This is a genomic window from Hankyongella ginsenosidimutans (assembly GCF_005144965.1).
In the GTDB taxonomy this organism is placed as follows: Bacteria; Pseudomonadota; Alphaproteobacteria; order Sphingomonadales; family Sphingomonadaceae; genus Hankyongella; species Hankyongella ginsenosidimutans.
The window spans coordinates 1,063,956-1,080,169 of sequence record NZ_CP039704.1 but is presented as its reverse complement, the minus strand read 5'-3'; the positions used below and the strand labels follow the sequence as shown (position 1 = coordinate 1,080,169).

Below are 16,214 nucleotides of genomic sequence, written 5' to 3'. Positions count from 1 at the left end.
TGGTGGCCGCACTGTTGCGCACCGCGACGAAGCCCCATATGCGGTAAGACGATGGCGGCGGCAGAATTTTGCGCTCCCCACTCTCCCTTGACCACCGCACGAGCGTGAGGCGTGCTGCACCCATGACCGAAAACGCGATCTCCATTAAAAATCTCGTCAAGACCTACAGCAACGGCAAACAGGCGCTGCGCGGCGTTTCGCTCGATATTCCGCGCGGGTCGATGTTCGCGCTGCTGGGGCCGAACGGTGCCGGCAAGTCGACGCTGATCAACACGCTGGCGGGGCTGGTCAACAAGACCTCGGGGCAGGTGACCGTCTGGGGCTTCGATATCGACCGCGACCCGCGCAACGCCAAGGCGTCGATCGGCATCGTGCCGCAGGAACTGGTGTTCGATGCGTTCTTCACGCCGCTGGAAGTCCTGGAGCTGCAGGCGGGGCTGTACGGCGTGCCCAAAGCCCAGCGCCGCTCGATGGAGCTGCTGCGTGCGGTCAAACTCGACGACAAGGCCAATGCCTATTCGCGCACCCTGTCCGGCGGCATGAAGCGCCGGCTGCTGGTCGCCAAGGCACTGGTGCACAACCCGCCGATCCTGGTGCTCGACGAGCCGACCGCCGGTGTCGACCTGGAACTGCGCCAGCAGCTCTGGAGCTATGTGCGCGAACTCCATGCCGCCGGCGCCACCGTCGTGCTGACCACGCACTACCTGGAGGAAGCGCAGCAACTGTGCGACCGCATCGCCATCATCCACAACGGGCAGGTGGTCGCCAACACCGACAAGGAAACCCTGCTCGAGCAGGCGACGGAGAAGGTCGTGGTGATCTCGGTCGAGGCCCGCCTCGATGCCGTGCCAAGCTGCCTCGACGGCTACAACGCGACCCTGCGCGGTCCGCACCGCATCGCCATCCGCTATGACAAGCGCACGGCGTCGGCCGGGCGAATCCTCGCAGCACTTGGCGGGCAGGGCCTCGGCATCGTTGACGTTTCGACCGAAGAGGCCGATCTGGAAGACATCTTCCTGGCGCTTACCTACCGGACCGACACCGTCGATGCCTGATTCCCGCCCGCTGGTCGTTGAAAGCGATGTTCTGGTGCTCGGGTCCGGCGCTGCCGGGCTGACGGTGGCGCTGAAACTTGCGGACCGTTACAAGGTGGCGGTGATCTCCAAGGCGGAAGTCGCAGCAGGGTCCACCGCCTGGGCGCAGGGTGGCATCGCCGCCGTGCTCGAGGAGGGGATACCTTCGAGTCCCATATCGCCGACACCATCGACGCCGGCGCGGGCCTCAACAATCGCGCGGCCGTCGAGCATGTGGTCGAGGGTGCGCCGGACGCTATCGCCTGGCTGGTCGAGATGGGCGTCGCCTTCAATCCCGGCGGCGACGCAGAGCACCCGTTCCACCTGACCCGCGAAGGTGGGCACAGCCACCGGCGCATCGTCCATGTCGACGACGCCACCGGCTGGGCCGTCCAACGGGCGCTGGAGCGCGCGCGCGCAACCACCCGAACATCACGCTCTATGAGTACCGCGTCGGTGTCGATCTCATCACGCAGCGCCACGTCGCCGCCAATGGCAGCAGGCGCTGCCACGGGGCCTACATCTACAACCGGAAGACCAAGCAGGTGGAGCGTTTCCAGGCGCGCGCGACCGTGCTGGCGACCGGCGGCGCCAGCCGCGTCTACCTTTATTCGACCAATCCGAACGGCTCGACCGGGGACGGCATCGCCATGGCCTGGCGTGCGGGCTGCCGGGTCGGCAACATGGAATTCAACCAGTTTCACCCGACCTGCCTCTACCACCGGGAGGTCAAGAACTTCCTGATCACCGAAGCGATGCGTGGCGAGGGCACCTGCGCGTGCCGGGCGGCGCCCGGTTCATGGACGCCTACGATCCGCGCGCCGAACTTGCGCCTCGCGACATCGTCGCACGCGCCATCGATGGCGAGATGAAGCGGCTGGGCCTGGAATTCGTGCATCTGGACATCAGCGGCAAGGACCCGGATTTCGTCGTCGGTCACTTCCCCACCATCTACCGCGCCTGCTGGACCTCGGGATCGACATCACCCGCCAGCCGATCCCTGTCGTGCCGGCCGCCCACTACACATGCGGCGGGGTGGTGACGGATCTCTGCGGCCGGGCCGACCTGCCGAACCTCTATGCGGTCGGCGAGGTCGCCCACACCGGGCTGCATGGCGCCAACCGCATGGCATCCAATTCGCTGCTCGAATGCCTGGTGTTCGGTGCGGATGTCGCCCGTGACATCAACCGGCAGTTTGATCAGTGGAGTCCACACGCGCCGGCACCCGACTGGGACGAGAGCCGGGTGACCGACTCCGACGAGGAAGTCGTGGTGACGCACAACTGGGCCGAGCTGCGCCAGTTCATGTGGGATTATGTCGGCATCGTGCGCACCACCAAGCGGCTGGAGCGCGCGCAGCACCGCGTGAAGCTGCTGCACGATGAAATCCACGACTATTACGGCAATTTCCGGGTGCACCGCGACTTGCTCGAACTGCGCAATCTGGTGCAGGTTGCGGACCTGATCGTGCGGTCGGCGCTGTCGCGCAGGAAAGCCGCGGCCTGCACTACAATCGGGATTTTCCGGACATGCTCCCGGTGGCGCGGGAGACGGTGCTGGAGCCCTGGGGACTGAGACAAGGCGATGCTGAGAGCGCTGGACATGCAGCCTGTCGTCGACCTGCTGATGGCGCTGCCGTTTCGCGCCCCGCATGCCGGCAGCCCCGCCGTCTGGTCGGCCTGTTCTCCAGCCTGAAAGAGGCCGATTCGGCACTCGCTGCAGGCGAAATCGAGGACCTGATCTGGGCGGTCTGGACCGACGACGTGCCCGACGCCCAGGCCGCGCCAATGCAGGCCGCCATCCGCGCCATGGCAACCCGCGACTTCGAGACCGCACGCCGGACCTGCGACATGCTTGTGGAGCAATATCCGCTCTGGTCCGAAGCCTGGAACAAGCGGGCGACGCTGGCTTACCTTGAGGACCGCGACCCGGATTCGATCGCGGACATCCAGCGCACCCTTGAGCTTGAACCGCGCCATTTCGGCGCGCTGTCTGGCCTTGGGCAGATCTGCCTGCGCCAGGGAGAGCCGGACATTGCCCGCCTGGCGTTCGCGGCGGCGCTGCATGTCAATCCGCACATGGGGCCATCCAGGCCCTGCTCCAGGAGCTGCCGCCACCGCCGCTGTTCAAGAATTGACAGCAGCTTCGATGCGGGAGGCCATCCTGAAATGCGGCGGACCGGGGCGATAAAGCCTCGCCAGCCGCGCTCAGCGCAGTACACTGGCAAGCATGGACAGCAGGAGGATGCATATGGAGCCGGATTGGAATGCCTGGGTTGATTCGACCCGTCTGTCGCGCCGGCAAGCACTGGCTGGCGGCGTGGTTGCCAGCGGGTTCGCTCTGGCGGCGCAGCCGGTCGCGGCCTCGGTCATCACGACGCCGACTGACGGGCTGGTTGCAGGGCTCGTCGAGGTCAAAGCGGCGAACCGTTCCATCCCGGCCTATCGGGCCAAGCCGGCGGGTGGCAAGCCGCGCGCGGTCGTGCTGGTGGTGCATGAGGTGTTCGGCCTGCACGAGCATATCAAGGATGTGGCGCGCCGGTTCGCCCAGGCAGGCTTTTACGCCATCGCGCCCGACCTTTACGTGCGCGGCGGCGATGTGACCAAGCTCGCGAGCTTCGATGAGATCCGCCCGATCGTTGCCGGCACGCCGGACGCGCAGGTGATGAGCGATCTGGATGCGACCATGCGTTTCGCCGGTACCGACGGTGGCGACGTCAAGCGGCTGGGCGTCACCGGCTTCTGCTGGGGCGGGCGCATCACCTGGCTCTATGCGGCGCATGCCCCGAGCACGGTGAAGGCCGGCGTTGCCTGGTACGGCCGGGTCTCTGGGCGCCGACCGCGCTGCAGCCCAAGAACCCGGTTGATCTTGCGCCCCAGATCAAGGCGCCGGTGCTCGGCCTTTACGGATCGGCGGATCAGGGCATTCCGGTGGCAACCCTGGATGACCTGAAGGATGCCCTGCCAAGGCCGGCCATACAAGCAGCAAGTTCATTGTCTATCCGGATGCGCCGCACGCCTTCTATGCGGATTATCGCCCCAGCTATCGGCCGGACGTAGCGAAGGCCGGTTGGAGTGAGTGCCTCGCCTGGTTCGGGAAGTATCTGGCCTAATTGAAGTTCTCACCAGGATAGGTGCCCCAGACCTGATCGCGGACGATCCATCCGGTCTTGCCGTCGACGGAGAGCTGGCACCAGCTGTCCTCGCAGACGACGAGTCGCCCGATCACGCCGGGTTCGACGCGCCAGACTCGCGGCGAATCCGGCTTCGGCGCGGAATACAGGTTGCGGATGCCGCCGCGCACGATGCCGTTGCGCCGGTCGGTCAGCAGGTTGCCGTTCATCCAGCCTTCGGTGCCATCCAGATCGCGCACCCGCCGCCATGGGCCGTATTCCTGGATGATCTCCACCGGCAGTTCCGGCCGCGTATAAATCCAGCTCACCGGGTAGCTCTGATCCGGCCCGGTGCGCATGTAGACTTGGCTTGCGCCCAGGGACGCGAAGCGCGGGATCGGCAGCCCGGATGCGCCGAGTTTTTGCGCGCCGTCCGCATCAATGCTCGCCGCCGTTGCTGGCCCCGCCGCAAAATCGCCAGCGCGATCAGGCCGCCAATCGCTTTCCGCATCATTCCAGACTCCTTGTGCCCCAATCCGCCGGCACGCGATCCGCCCGAAGTCTATGAATCGTGCGCCTGTATTTTGCAAGCAGGTGGGAACAAAAGCGGACTTGGCTTTTCACCCTTGCCAGCAGGGGTGCGGCGGTCTAGTGGGCAAAGAATCGCCAGTCGCCCTCTTGCGCGACCGGCTTGGGCCGCGGCAGGCCTGCCATGCCAGCCCCAACGCAGAAAAAGGGTAGAACAGATGAGCGATGTCGCTGAACGCGTGAAGAAGATTGTCGTTGAACATTTGGGCGTCGACGCCGGCAAGGTGACTGAGTCCGCCAGCTTCATTGACGATCTCGGCGCTGACAGCCTGGATACTGTCGAACTGGTCATGGCGTTCGAAGAGGAATTCAGCATTGAGATCCCGGACGACGCCGCAGAGAAGATTCTGACGGTGAAGGATGCCATCGACTTCATACAAGCCAACGCTTCCGCGTAAGGACAGCGCGGCGAGCCTTTGACAGGGGAAGGCGCGTCGGCGTGGCGACACGGGCGGGGCCTGCCTCTGCCCGCTTCGTTGAATCCATGAGGGAGATCGACGTATGCGGCGTGTAGTCGTAACCGGCATGGGTATGGTGACCCCGGTGGGCGCGGATGTCGCGTCCAGCTGGAGCGCCATCACCGAAAGCAAATCGGGCGCCGGCCCGATCACCCTGTTCGATGCGCAAGGCTACGCCTGCCGGATCGCCTGCGAGGTCAAGCGCGGCGACGGCAGCAACGGCACGTTCGACTTCAACAAGCGCATCGAGCACAAGACCCAGCGACAGGTCGACGAATTCATCCAGTTCGGTATCGACGCGGCGGGCCAGGCGATGGAAGACGCTGGTCTGACCGACATGGACGAGGCAACGCAGCTGCGCGCCGGGGCCATGCTTGGCTCGGGCATCGGCGGCTTGCCCGGCATCGAGAAAGAGTCGGTCAACCTGTTCCAGAACGGGCCGCGCCGGGTGTCGCCGCACTTCGTCCATGGGCGGCTGATCAACCTCATCTCCGGCCAGGTCTCGATCAAATACGGCCTGCGCGGACCGAACCACGCGGTGGTCACCGCCTGCGCGACCGGCGCGCATGCGATCGGCGACGCTGCCCGGCTCATCATGTTCGACGACGCCGACATCATGGTCGCCGGCGGCGCGGAAGCGGCGATCTGCCCGCTCGGCGTTGCCGGCTTCGCACAGGCGCGCGCGCTGTCGACCGGCTTCAACGACGACCCGACCCGCGCCAGCCGCCCCTACGACAAGGACCGGGACGGCTTCGTGATCGGCGAGGGCGCCGGCGCGCTGGTGCTTGAGGAGTACGAGCACGCGCGGCGGCGCGGGGCAAAATCTACGGCGAGGTGATCGGCTACGGCCTGTCCGGTGACGCCTACCATGTGACCGCCCCGAGCCGACCGGCGACGGCGGCTTCCGCGCCATGCAGATGGCGCTGCGGCGCGCCAACCTGTCGCCGGCGCAGATCGACTATATCAACGCCCATGGCACCTCGACCCCGCTCGGCGACGAGATCGAGCTGGGGCGATCCGCCGCGCGTTCGGCGCGGACATCGGCGGCGTGTCGATCTCCTCCACCAAGTCGGCGATCGGCCACCTGCTGGGTGCTGCTGGCGCGGTCGAGGCGATCTTCAGCCTGCTGGCGATGCGCGATCAGGTGGCGCCACCGACGCTCAACCTCGACAACCCGTCCGAGAATTGCCAGGGCGTCGATCTGGTGCCGCACACCGCCAAGCCGCGGCGCATCACCCGCGCGATGTCGAACTCCTTCGGCTTCGGCGGCACCAATGCCTGCGTGATCTTCGGCCAGGTGTAAACCGGCCTCAGGCCCGGTCGACCGGAACCGCGTAGAGGTCATGATCGTCGGCGTCCTCGATCAGGACGTCGACGAATTCACCGACCTGCAGGCCCTCGGCCGCACGCAGCTTGACCGTGCCATCGATCTCCGGCGCATCGGCCTTGAGCGCGCGTCCGCGCCGTCTTCATCCACATCGTCGATGAGCACGGTCATCACCTGCCCGACTTTGGCAGCGAGCTTCTCGGTGCTGACTTCGGCCTGCGCGGCCATGAAGCGATCCCAGCGCGCCTGCTTGACCTCTTCCGGCACCGCGCCGGGCAGATCGTTGGCGGCAGCGCCTGCCACCGGCTCGAAGGTGAAGCAGCCGACCCGGTCGAGCTTGGCTTCCCGCAGCCAGTCGATCAGAAAGTCGACGTCTGCGTCCGTCTCGCCGGGGAAGCCGACGATGAAGGTCGAGCGCAGCACGATATCCGGGCAGATCGCGCGCCAGCGCTGGATGCGCTCCAGGGTTTTTCCTGGTTGGCCGGGCGTCGCATGGCCTTCAGCACGCCGGGGGCGGCGTGCTGGAACGGATGTCGAGGTAGGGCAGGATTTTGCCCTCCGCCATCAGCGGGATCACATCGTCGACGTGCGGATAGGGGTAGACATAGTGCAGGCGCACCCAGACCCCGAGTTCGCCGAGCGCTGCCGCCAGATCGGTCATGTGCGCGCGCACCTCTCGCCCGCGCCAGGGGCTTGGGGCATGGCGCAGGTCGACGCCGTAGGCCGAGGTGTCCTGGCTGATGACCAGCAGTTCCTTCGTGCCGGCCTCGACCAGCTTTTCCGCCTCGCGCAGCACGGCGTTCACGGGGCGGCTGGCCAGATCGCCGCGCATCGACGGGATGATGCAGAAGGCGCAGCGGTGGTTGCAGCCCTCGGAAATCTTCAGATAGGCGTAATGGCGCGGCGTTAGCTTCAGGCCGTGTTCCGGCACCAGGTCGATGAACGGCCCGCGCGTCGGCGGTGCGGCCGTGCGCACCGCATCCACCACCTGCTCATATTGTTGCGGCCCGGTGATCGCCAGCACTTCGGGAAGCGCTCCCGGATCATCGCCGCCTCGACACCCAGGCAGCCGGTGACGATCACGCGGCCGTTCTCGGCCATGGCCTCACCGATGGCGTCGAGCGACTCTGCCTTGGCGCTGTCGAGGAAGCCGCAGGTGTTGACCAGCACGACATCGGCGCCGGCATAGTCGGACGCAATATCATAGCCGTCGGCGCGCAGCCGCGTGATGATGCGCTCGCTGTCGACCAGTGCTTTCGGGCAGCCGAGCGAGACAAGCCCGACTTTCGGGGCAGGGGCAGGGTTGTGGCCATGCCGGCCTGATAGCGATGTATGCGGCCAAGGGAAAGCGTGCTGTTCCCAGCCCCGGCACCTGCGCTACACGACATCATGGACCTGCGCCCTTACATCCTGCACTGCGACGACGCCCTGATCGTGCTCAACAAGCCGGCGGGGCTCGCCGTGCATCCGGGGCCACGCACCAGAACCAGCCTGGAGGACGGATTGGCCTCGCTTCGGCTCGGGCGGCGCTCCAGCCCGACGATCATGCACCGGCTGGACCGGGATACGGCGGGCTGCCTGCTGCTCGCCCGCACGGCGGACGCCCGGCGCTGGATCACGCAAGCCTTCGAGGCACGCGCCATCGCCAAGACCTACCATGCGCGGGTCGTCGGCCCGCTTGACCCGGCTGAGGGCATGATCGATGCGCCGCTCGCCAAGATATCGTCTGCAGGTGCGGGCTGGCGCATGCTCGTGCGTGCAGACGGCGATCCGGCGTCAACCCGCTATCGCACGCTTGCCGACGGGACGATAGAGCTCACGCCCGAGACCGGGCGCACCCACCAGTTGCGGGTGCATCTGGCGCATCTCGGCGCACCGATCGTCGGCGATCCCGTCTACGGGGCAGGGGACGGGCCGCTGTGCCTCTATGCCCGAGCGCTGAGGATTCCCCGGCGGGACGGCACGCTACTCACGGTCGAGGCCCCGCCGCCCGCACACATGGCGTGAGCGGCTTGCTGGGCTGCCCGAGTTCGCCATCTAACGTTATGCGCTTAAGAGACATTTGCAAAAACTGCTTGCCTGGGTGCTGCGGGCCGGATAATCGTTCTCTGAAAATGGTTCTTAATAACATGGATGTGATGCATGTATTCTCGCGCTTCCTCTGCCACCCTGGCGTTCCTGCTGGCTGGCGCGGTCTGTCCGTCCACAGCGTTCGCCGAGGACAGAATCGAGTTGGCGCAACTGGATCGCATCACGGTGATCGGCCAGCGTGACGGTTATGCAATCAAGGTGACCGAAAGCGCCACGAAGACTCCTACGCCACTGGTCGATGTTCCGCAGACTGTCAGTGTCCTGTCCGAAGATTTCATCGCGGATCTTGGGCTGCGCTCGATCGCCGATGTCAGCCGCTATGTGCCCGGTGTCTTGATCGGGCAAGGTGAGGGCCACCGTGACCAGATCACGATCCGCGGTAACAATTCGACTGCCGACTTCTACATCGATGGCATTCGGGACGACGTGCAGTATTTCCGCCCGCTCTACAACCTGGCGCGGGTTGAGGTGCTGAAAGGCCCCAACGCCCTGATATTCGGGCGCGGCGGTGGCGGTGGCGTCGTGAACCGGGTGGCCAAGACAGCGCAGGAAGAGCGCTTCGTCGGCGCCAGCGTCTCCGCCGATACTTTCGGGGACTGGTCTGTTGGCGTCGATCTCAATGCACCGATCGCACCGGGTGTGAAGGCGCGACTGAACGCCTTCTACGAGCAATTGGACAATCACCGCGACGCCTATGACGGGAGCGCTTCGCTGTGAACCCTGTCGTCGCGTTTGACCTTGGCGCGAATACGCAACTGGGCTTGTCCTATGAGTATGTCGAGGATGACCGGGTTATTGACCGGGGCGTTCCGTCTCAGGATGATGGGGATGCAACCCGCGCCAACCGCCCGCTTGGTGATGCACGCGCTCGCTTTTTCGGCGATCCCGATCTGAACAGAACGGTGTTCAGCGCGCATGTCGTGCGGGCGAACCTGCACCATCGGTTCAGCGATGCGCTGGAATTGAATTCCCGCATCCTGTTCGGCGACTACGACAAACTCTACACTAACGTGTTTCCGGTCACGCCTGCCCCACGTGCTGGTGACGCACAGACGATAGCCATTGAAGCCTATACCGACCCGACGGACCGGCGCAACCTGTTCAGCCAGAGTGATCTGGTCTGGAAGGTGGCGACGGGTCCGCTGGAGCATGTTGTGTTGGCGGGCATCGAAATCAGCAACCAGTTGACCCGCAACCAGCGGATCAACGGCTTTTCGATGGGCCAGGTGTGACCGTGAATGCGACACGGCTGCGGGCAACCATCCCTTTGCCGACCCGCTGCCGGTCCCTGAAGTGACGTTCCGGGCGGGCAGCGGTAACCGGTCGGTGCGCAGCATCCTCAACGTGCAGTCGATCTATCTGCAGGATCAGGTCTCGATCGGCGACCACTGGGACCTGATCGCCGGTGCGCGCGTGGACCGCTTTGCGCTCGATGTCGAAAACCAGCTCGCCGGGCAGCGCTTCGAACGCACGGATACTCTGGTGTCGCCGCGTGCCGGCCTCATCTACAAGCCGGTCGAGAGCGCATCCGTTTATTTCAGTTATGCACGTTCGTTCCTGCCGCAATCGGGCGATCAATTTGTCTCGCTCGATCTGTCGCTGGCCGCGCTCGAGCCCGAACGCTTCAACAGCTACGAGGTCGGGGCCAAGTGGGACATTCTGGATAATCTCAGCGCCACGGTCGCGCTCTACCGGCTTGACCGCACCAATACCCGGGCGGCCGGTCCGACTCCGGGGTTATCCTGCTGACTGGCGCCAGCGCAGTCGCGGCCTTGAGTTTGGACTGGTCGGCAATATCACCAAGCAGTGGCAGGTGAGCGCCGCCTACACCCTGCAGGATGCTGAGATCACCCAGACCACGACCGCCGCACCCGCCGGGCGGGCGGTGGCGCAAACGCCGCGCCACGTCTTTGCGCTGTGGAACCGCTATGATGTCGTTCGGCGTCTCGGTGTTGGCTTCGGCGTCTACCATCAGAGCCAGAGCTTCAACACCATCAGCAACACGTCCGTCCTGCCGTCCTACACCCGGCTGGATGCAGCTCTGTATGTGCCGATTGTCAAAGGCGTAGAGGCGCAGGTCAACATCGAGAACCTGACCAACGCCCGCTATTTCCCGACGGCCCACACCGACAACAACATCTCGACCGGCGCACCTGTCAACGCCCGGTTCAGCCTGAATGCCCGGTTCTGAACCATGATCGTTTCAGATTGATTCAATCTGAAACGATCATGGTTCTTATGAGGCCTGTGCGCGAATGATGCTTCCTCCCCATCGGGGAAGAGTCTACGCAAAGCGTGGGAGCCTTTCTTATCGCCTTCGCTTGAGGTACTTTAACACGAGTGCCTCAATCTCAGTCGGAAAGACTCTAGCCTTCGATGCTTTCCGCCAGTTCCATCACCTCGAGCCAGCGCAGCTCCCGCGCCTCGAGCGCCGTGCGGGTGGCGTCCAGCTCTGCGGATAGCCTGGCGAAGCCGGCGGGGTCCTTGCTGTAGAGGCCTGGGTCGGCGAGCGCTGCCTCCAGTGCCTGGATGCGCGTGTTCAGCGCCTCGACCTCGGCGGGCAGCAGCTCCAGATCGCGCTGGTCCTTGTAGGAGAGCTTCCGGCGCGGGCCGTCGTCCTTCGGCTTCTGTACTTCCGGCTCAGGGGTGCGCTGCGCGGCTTTGCAGAAGGGGTGGGTGCTGCCCGGCGCTTGGCCTCGTAGTCGCTGTAACCGCCGACCACGACGTCCACCCGGCCCGATCCGTCCAGCCCGAGCACCATGGTGACGGTGCGGTCGAGAAAGTCGCGGTCGTGGCTGACGATCAGCACCGTGCCGTCGAAATCGGCGATGGTCTCCTGCAGCAGATCAAGGGTCTCGAGGTCGAGGTCGTTGGTCGGCTCGTCCAGCACCAGGAAGTTGGACGGCTGGGCGAACGCGCGCGCCATGACCAGCCGCGAGCGCTCGCCCCGGAGAGGGTATCGACCGAGGCGTCGACCAGATTGGGATCGAACATGAAATCCTTGAGGTAGCCCGCAACGTGCTTGCGCTCGCCGCGCACTTCGATCCAGTCGCCGCCGTCGGCCAGCACCTGGCGCACGCTGCGGCCGGGTGCGGCGGCGGTGCGCTGCTGGTCGATGTGGATCGGGTCCAGGGTTTTCGCCAGCGTCACGGTGCCGCTGTCCGGCGCGAGCTGGCCGGTCAGCATCTTCAGCAGGGTGGTCTTGCCGGCCCCGTTCGGTCCGACCAGGCCGATGCGGTCACCCGCCTGCACGCGCAGGCTGAAGTTGCGGACGATGGACTTGTCGCCGAACGCTTTCGAGACGTCGTGCGCGACGATGACGGACTTCGACTTCTGCTCGGAGGTCTCCAGCGCGATTTTCGCAACGCCTGCCTGCCCGGTCATGGCGCGGCGCACCGCGCGCATCTCGTCGAGCTTGCGCAGGCGCCCTGGTTGCGCCGCCGACGGGCGGTCACGCCGCGTGCCAGCCAGTGCAGTTCCAGCTTCAGCTTGGCGTCAAGCTTTTCCGCCGCGCGCTCGGCCTCCGCATAGACCTGTTCCTGCCATGCCTCGAAGCCGCCGAAGCCGACCTCGTTGCGGCGCACCACCTTGTTTTCCAGCCACAGGGTCTGGCGGGTGAGGCGGGTGAGGAACATGCGGTCGTGGCTGATGGCGACGAACGCGCCGGTGAAGCGGGCCAGCCGCTCTTCCAGCCAGGCGATGGCCGTTAGGTCCAGATGGTTGGTCGGCTCGTCGAGCAGCAGGATGTCCGGCTCCAGCGCCAGCGCCCGGGCGATGGCGGCACGCCGCCGCTCGCCGCCGGATGCGGTCTCGGCCGGGCGGTCGAGGTCGATCGAAAGATCGCCGGCGATGGCGTCGACATCGTAGGGTGCAGCGGCGACGCCCAGCGCGTCCGGCGAAAGGGCGAAGTCGCGCAGGGTTGCAAAGCCGGCCAGCGACGGCTCCTGCGGCAGCAGCACCACGCGGGTGCGGGGCCTGAGCGTGCGGCGTCCGGCGTCGATCTCCAGCGCGCCGGCGATGACACTCAGCAGGGTCGACTTGCCGACGCCGTTGCGCCCGACCAGGGCCAGACGCTCACGCTCGCCGATGAACAGGCTCAGGTCCTGGAACAGCCAGCCTTCGCCGCGAATGACGCCGATAGTCTCAAGGCCCAGCAAGGGTGCGGCCATAGGGTAACAAATCCTTGGAGTTTGCGCCTGTTCATGGCGTATTCACGGCCCGAGCGCTACTGCAAGAGAACGATGTCTGTCACCATGAACCTGCGGTGGACCCCGATGTGCCGGTTTCTCGGCTTTCTCGCCCTTGTCCTGAGTGTCGCTGCCGAACCGGCGCATGCCCAGCGCGGCGACGCCGACGCGGCATACGGCGACGTGCAGGCCGGGCGCATCCTGCCGCTGGGGAGATCCTCTCGCGCGTCGCCGCGTCCGGTCTGGTCAATGGCGATCATGTCGGGACGGATTACGATGCGCGCCAGCGGCTGTATCGGCTCACCTTCCGCACCCGCAACGGGCAGCAGATGAAGGTCGAAGTCGATGCGACGTCCGGCCGGATCGTCGGCGTGCGCGGGCGCTAGACCTTGATCGTTTCAGATTGAATCGATCTGAAACGTGAATCATGGTCTAAAGTGTTGATAAGAGCCTGATTCACGCCCTCGGTTGAAGCACATATGCTTCAACCTCAACCGATCAGGCTCTGGGAGAGCAGTATGCGGTTGCTGATCGTCGAGGACGAGACCCGGCTGGCGGGCCAGTTGCACGAGGCGCTCACCAAGGCCGGCTATGCGGTCGATACCGCGCACGACGGCGAGGAGGGGCACTTCCTTGGCGAGTCCGAGAGCTATGACGCCATCGTGCTCGATATCGGCCTGCCCAAGCGTGACGGTCTGGCGGTGCTCGCCAGTTGGCGCAGGCTTGGGGTCGCAGCACCCGTGCTGCTGCTGACCGCGCGCGATAGCTGGTCGGACAAGGTGGCAGGGCTGGACGCCGGCGCGGACGATTACCTCGCCAAGCCGTTCGAGATGCCGGAACTGGTGGCGCGGCTGCGCGCGCTGATCCGGCGGTCAAGCGGCCATGCTTCGCCCGAGCTGGTCTGCGGGCCGCTTGCCATCGACACCCGGGCCAGCCGGGTGACCGTCAACGACGAGCCCGTGGTGCTGACCGCGCAGGAATACAAGCTGCTCGCCTACATGATGCACCACAAGGGCAAGGTCGTCTCCCGCACCGAACTGACCGAGCATATCTACGACCAGGATTTCGACAGGGATTCGAACACCATCGAGGTGTTCGTCACCCGCATCCGCAAAAACTCGGCGTGCCGGTGCTGCGCACGGTGCGCGGGCTTGGCTACGTGCTCGATGAACCGGGCGAAGAGTAGCGTACACATCCTGCTGCAGCGCGGCTCGCTCTCGCGGCGTATTCTGGCGCTGGCGATCGGCTTTCTGCTGCCTGTGCTGCTGGGCGGCGGGCTGGCGCTCGACAGGGTGCTGGCCAACGCCTTGACCCAGGCCTTCGACGAGCAGCTTCAGGATGCGCTCGCCAGCCTCATGGGTGCCGCCGACCTGCAGCCGGACGGCAGCGTGCAATTGCAGCGGCCGCTTGCCGACCAGCGCTTCGCCGAGCCCTATTCCGGCAAATACTGGCAGATCAGCACGGTCGGCGCGCCGCCCTTGCGGTCCCGCTCGCTGTGGGACCGGGCGCTGGCGACCGAGCTTGCGGACGTGCGCTTCCGGGAGCCGGCGCGGCGCATCGCGACGCTGGGCGACGAACGGCTGCGCCTGCTGGAGCAGGATGCGGTGCTCGCCGGGTCGCGCCGGGTCTATCGCTTCGTCGTCGCGGTCGATGCCGCGCGGCTGGAGGCGCAGATCGCCGGCTATCGGCGGGTTCTGCTATGGTCGGTGGCCGCGCTCGGGGTGGCAATGCTGCTGCTGGTCGGTCTGCTGGCGGCTTACGGCCTGTGGCCGCTGCGGCGTATCCGGGAAGGGATTGTCGCGGTGCGCGCCGGGGCCAGCAAGCGCATGAGCGGCGGCTTTCCGCCAGAGGTGCAGCCGCTGGTCGACGAACTGAACGCGCTGCTTGACCATACGGACGCCCAGGCCGACGAGGCGCGCACCCACGCCGGCAACCTCGCGCATGCGCTGAAGACCCCGATGACCGTGCTGCTGAACGAGGCAAGCGCGGGCCGGACGCCGCTTGCCGCCACCGTCACCAGCGAAGTGATGCGCATGAAGCGCCATGTCGATCACCATCTTGCCCGCGCCCGGGCGCTGGGCCGGCGGGCGGCGCTCGGCGCGCGCACGAAGGTCTGGCCGAGCCTTGAAAGCCTGCAGCGGGCGATGACCCGCATCTACGCGGAGCGCGGGGTCGCCGTGGCGCTATCCGGGGACCAGACTCTGGCCTATCGCGGCGAGCGGCAGGACCTGGAGGAAATGCTCGGCAACCTGATGGACAACGCCTGCAAGTACGGTGGCGGCCGCGTGCGCGTGAGCATTGAACGGGACGTGAGCGCGCCATCCACGCTCGCCCTGCTGATCGAGGACAACGGACCGGGCCTGACCCCCGAGCAGCAGGCGCGCGTGTTCCAGCGCGGCGAGCGGCTGGACCAGCAGCAGCCCGGCTCCGGCATCGGGCTGGCGATCGTGCGCGATCTGGCCGCGCTGTGCGGCGGCGGCGTGACGCTCGGCGCGTCCGCTGCGCTGGGCGGCCTCAGCGTCTGCCTGCGCCTGCCGGCGGCGGATTGAGGCTTCACCGCCGCCGGTTTTTCGACACTCTTCCCGAAGGCGGGTCAATCGGGCGTCATCACCGCTATTCCGCTGCCTCGCGTGCGGCGTCGCTCAGCGGATGCTCCAGCCGGTTGAGCATTTCCTTCGGGCAGACCTGCCAGACCCGCTCTGCGGTGTGCGCCCAGTCGGTCAGCAGTTGCGCGGACCAGCGCGAGGCGGTCTCCTCGGCGTGGCGGGCGATCAGGTTTCTCAGCACCGCTTCCCAGTGGCTGGAGCCGAGGCGCTGCCAGACCACCGTATCCGGGTTGACCCGCGCCTCGAAGTCGCCGTTGCGGTCGTAGACGAAGGCCATGCCGCCGGTCATGCCGGCTGCGAAATTGTCGCCGACGTCGCCGAGGATCACGGCGACCCCGCCGGTCATGTATTCGCAGCCGTTGGCACCGCAGCCCTCAACGACGGTCAGCGCGCCCGAGTTGCGCACGGCGAAGCGTTCGCCGGCCTGGCCAGCGGCAAACAGCGCGCCCGCCGTTGCCCCGTAGAGGACGGTGTTGCCGATGATCGTGTTGTCCTGGCTCGCCAGCGTTGACGAGACCATGGGCCGCACCACGATGGTCGCGCCGGACAAGCCCTTGCCGACGTAATCATTCGCCTCACCGAACACGACCAGCTTCAGGCCCTGCACGGCGAACGCGCCCAGCGACTGGCCGCAGGCACCGCGCAACTGCACGGTCACATGGTTCTCGGCCAGCCCGGTCATGCCGAACTTGCGGGTGATGGCGCTGGAGAAGCGGGTGCCGATCGCCCGCATGGTGTTACGGGCGGTATACATGAGGTGCATTTTCTCGCC

General features: G+C 66.1%; 19 protein-coding genes and 5 pseudogenes. 17 read left to right on the top strand and 7 right to left on the bottom strand.

The features are described 5' to 3' along the window. The first annotated feature begins 122 nt into the window (after positions 1–122). From E6W36_RS06205 to E6W36_RS20480, 7 genes and pseudogenes are all read left to right on the top strand, one after another. A complete protein-coding gene (locus tag E6W36_RS06205; protein ID WP_222874079.1) occupies positions 123–1,055 on the top strand; it encodes an ABC transporter ATP-binding protein in 933 nt (310 codons plus the stop codon). Then, a pseudogene (locus tag E6W36_RS21860) lies at positions 1,048–1,418 on the top strand (FAD-dependent oxidoreductase); the annotation flags it as partial. The gene E6W36_RS06205 and the pseudogene E6W36_RS21860, both read left to right, overlap by 8 nt. After that, positions 1,337–1,945 carry an FAD-binding protein gene (locus E6W36_RS18265; RefSeq protein ID WP_342776849.1) on the top strand — a complete coding sequence of 203 codons (609 nt, stop codon included), beginning with the start codon at positions 1,337–1,339 and terminating at the stop codon, positions 1,943–1,945. The pseudogene E6W36_RS21860 and the gene E6W36_RS18265, both read left to right, overlap by 82 nt. Next, positions 1,833–2,648 carry an FAD-binding protein gene (locus tag E6W36_RS20485; protein WP_281277474.1) on the top strand — a complete coding sequence of 272 codons (816 nt, stop codon included), beginning with the start codon at positions 1,833–1,835 and terminating at the stop codon, positions 2,646–2,648. The genes E6W36_RS18265 and E6W36_RS20485 overlap by 113 nt, the downstream gene beginning before the upstream one ends. A gap of 188 nt (positions 2,649–2,836) precedes the next feature. Then, entirely contained in the window at positions 2,837–3,352 is a 516-nt protein-coding gene (locus E6W36_RS18255; protein ID WP_246048192.1) for a tetratricopeptide repeat protein, read from the top strand. Beyond that, positions 3,324–4,025, top strand: coding sequence for a dienelactone hydrolase family protein (locus E6W36_RS06195; protein WP_281277473.1), 702 nt, complete (start codon positions 3,324–3,326; stop codon positions 4,023–4,025). The genes E6W36_RS18255 and E6W36_RS06195 overlap by 29 nt, the downstream gene beginning before the upstream one ends. A 40-nt stretch (positions 4,026–4,065) precedes the next feature. Next, positions 4,066–4,185 (top strand): dienelactone hydrolase family protein, encoded by a 120-nt coding sequence (locus E6W36_RS20480; protein ID WP_281277519.1) that lies wholly within the window; start codon positions 4,066–4,068, stop codon positions 4,183–4,185. Here the strand turns inward: E6W36_RS20480 and E6W36_RS06190 are convergent. Further along, complete coding sequence (locus E6W36_RS06190; protein ID WP_222874078.1) at positions 4,182–4,775, bottom strand: SH3 domain-containing protein; 594 nt, start codon at positions 4,773–4,775, stop codon at positions 4,182–4,184. The two genes, E6W36_RS20480 and E6W36_RS06190, sit on opposite strands and share 4 nt — an antisense overlap. Positions 4,776–4,931: 156 nt before the next feature. Between E6W36_RS06190 and E6W36_RS06185 the strand changes: the two genes are divergently transcribed. Together E6W36_RS06185 and fabF are read left to right on the top strand one after the other, a co-directional pair. Continuing rightward, positions 4,932–5,171, top strand: coding sequence for an acyl carrier protein (locus E6W36_RS06185; RefSeq protein ID WP_222874077.1), 240 nt, complete (start codon positions 4,932–4,934; stop codon positions 5,169–5,171). Between the two features lie 103 nt (positions 5,172–5,274). Continuing rightward, a pseudogene (gene fabF / locus E6W36_RS06180) lies at positions 5,275–6,534 on the top strand (beta-ketoacyl-ACP synthase II). Positions 6,535–6,541: 7 nt separating this feature from the next. On the opposite strand, the pseudogene rimO reads toward fabF, so the two are convergent. Continuing rightward, a pseudogene (rimO, locus tag E6W36_RS06175) lies at positions 6,542–7,809 on the bottom strand (30S ribosomal protein S12 methylthiotransferase RimO). A gap of 99 nt (positions 7,810–7,908) precedes the next feature. On the opposite strand from rimO, the gene E6W36_RS06170 reads away from it, so the two are divergent. From E6W36_RS06170 to E6W36_RS20470, 5 genes are all read left to right on the top strand, one after another. Next, positions 7,909–8,565 carry an RluA family pseudouridine synthase gene (locus tag E6W36_RS06170; RefSeq protein ID WP_246048191.1) on the top strand — a complete coding sequence of 219 codons (657 nt, stop codon included), beginning with the start codon at positions 7,909–7,911 and terminating at the stop codon, positions 8,563–8,565. Between the two features lie 135 nt (positions 8,566–8,700). Continuing rightward, positions 8,701–9,366, top strand: a complete 666-nt coding sequence (locus E6W36_RS06165; RefSeq protein ID WP_222874076.1) for a TonB-dependent receptor plug domain-containing protein — start codon at positions 8,701–8,703, stop codon at positions 9,364–9,366. Continuing rightward, on the top strand, positions 9,363–9,881 hold the full coding sequence (locus E6W36_RS06160; protein WP_222874075.1) for a TonB-dependent receptor: 519 nt from the start codon (positions 9,363–9,365) through the stop codon (positions 9,879–9,881). The genes E6W36_RS06165 and E6W36_RS06160 overlap by 4 nt, the downstream gene beginning before the upstream one ends. A 61-nt stretch (positions 9,882–9,942) precedes the next feature. Then, entirely contained in the window at positions 9,943–10,398 is a 456-nt protein-coding gene (locus E6W36_RS20475) for a TonB-dependent receptor domain-containing protein (RefSeq protein WP_222874074.1), read from the top strand. A 64-nt stretch (positions 10,399–10,462) separates the two neighbouring features. Continuing rightward, positions 10,463–10,840: a TonB-dependent receptor domain-containing protein gene (locus E6W36_RS20470; protein WP_281277472.1), complete on the top strand. Its 378-nt coding sequence runs from the start codon at positions 10,463–10,465 to the stop codon at positions 10,838–10,840. A 175-nt stretch (positions 10,841–11,015) separates the two neighbouring features. Here the strand turns inward: E6W36_RS20470 and E6W36_RS23110 are convergent, their stop codons facing one another. The 4 genes and pseudogenes from E6W36_RS23110 to E6W36_RS23095 all read right to left on the bottom strand — a co-directional run bounded on the left by E6W36_RS23110 (position 11,016) and on the right by E6W36_RS23095 (position 12,806). Further along, complete coding sequence (locus tag E6W36_RS23110; protein WP_425459712.1) at positions 11,016–11,192, bottom strand: ABC transporter C-terminal domain-containing protein; 177 nt, start codon at positions 11,190–11,192, stop codon at positions 11,016–11,018. Beyond that, a complete protein-coding gene (locus E6W36_RS23105; protein ID WP_425459696.1) occupies positions 11,189–11,539 on the bottom strand; it encodes a hypothetical protein in 351 nt (116 codons plus the stop codon). Before E6W36_RS23105 ends, E6W36_RS23110 begins: the two co-directional genes overlap by 4 nt. A gap of 254 nt (positions 11,540–11,793) precedes the next feature. Then, positions 11,794–11,892 (bottom strand): annotated as a pseudogene (locus E6W36_RS23100) (ATP-binding cassette domain-containing protein); the annotation flags it as partial. A gap of 137 nt (positions 11,893–12,029) precedes the next feature. Next, positions 12,030–12,806 (bottom strand): ATP-binding cassette domain-containing protein, encoded by a 777-nt coding sequence (locus E6W36_RS23095; protein ID WP_222874071.1) that lies wholly within the window; start codon positions 12,804–12,806, stop codon positions 12,030–12,032. Between the two features lie 96 nt (positions 12,807–12,902). Here E6W36_RS23095 and E6W36_RS06130 point away from each other — a divergent pair, with 96 nt between their 5' ends. The 3 genes and pseudogenes from E6W36_RS06130 to E6W36_RS06120 all read left to right on the top strand — a co-directional run bounded on the left by E6W36_RS06130 (position 12,903) and on the right by E6W36_RS06120 (position 15,385). Next, a complete protein-coding gene (locus E6W36_RS06130; protein ID WP_222874070.1) occupies positions 12,903–13,169 on the top strand; it encodes a hypothetical protein in 267 nt (88 codons plus the stop codon). A 185-nt stretch (positions 13,170–13,354) separates the two neighbouring features. Then, positions 13,355–14,022, top strand: a pseudogene (locus E6W36_RS06125) (response regulator transcription factor). Then, positions 14,003–15,385 carry a sensor histidine kinase gene (locus E6W36_RS06120; RefSeq protein ID WP_222874069.1) on the top strand — a complete coding sequence of 461 codons (1,383 nt, stop codon included), beginning with the start codon at positions 14,003–14,005 and terminating at the stop codon, positions 15,383–15,385. Before E6W36_RS06125 ends, E6W36_RS06120 begins: the two are co-directional and overlap by 20 nt. A 64-nt stretch (positions 15,386–15,449) precedes the next feature. Here the strand turns inward: E6W36_RS06120 and E6W36_RS18240 are convergent, their stop codons facing one another. Continuing rightward, complete coding sequence (locus tag E6W36_RS18240; protein WP_246048272.1) at positions 15,450–16,175, bottom strand: GltB/FmdC/FwdC-like GXGXG domain-containing protein; 726 nt, start codon at positions 16,173–16,175, stop codon at positions 15,450–15,452. Positions 16,176–16,214 lie beyond the last annotated feature (39 nt).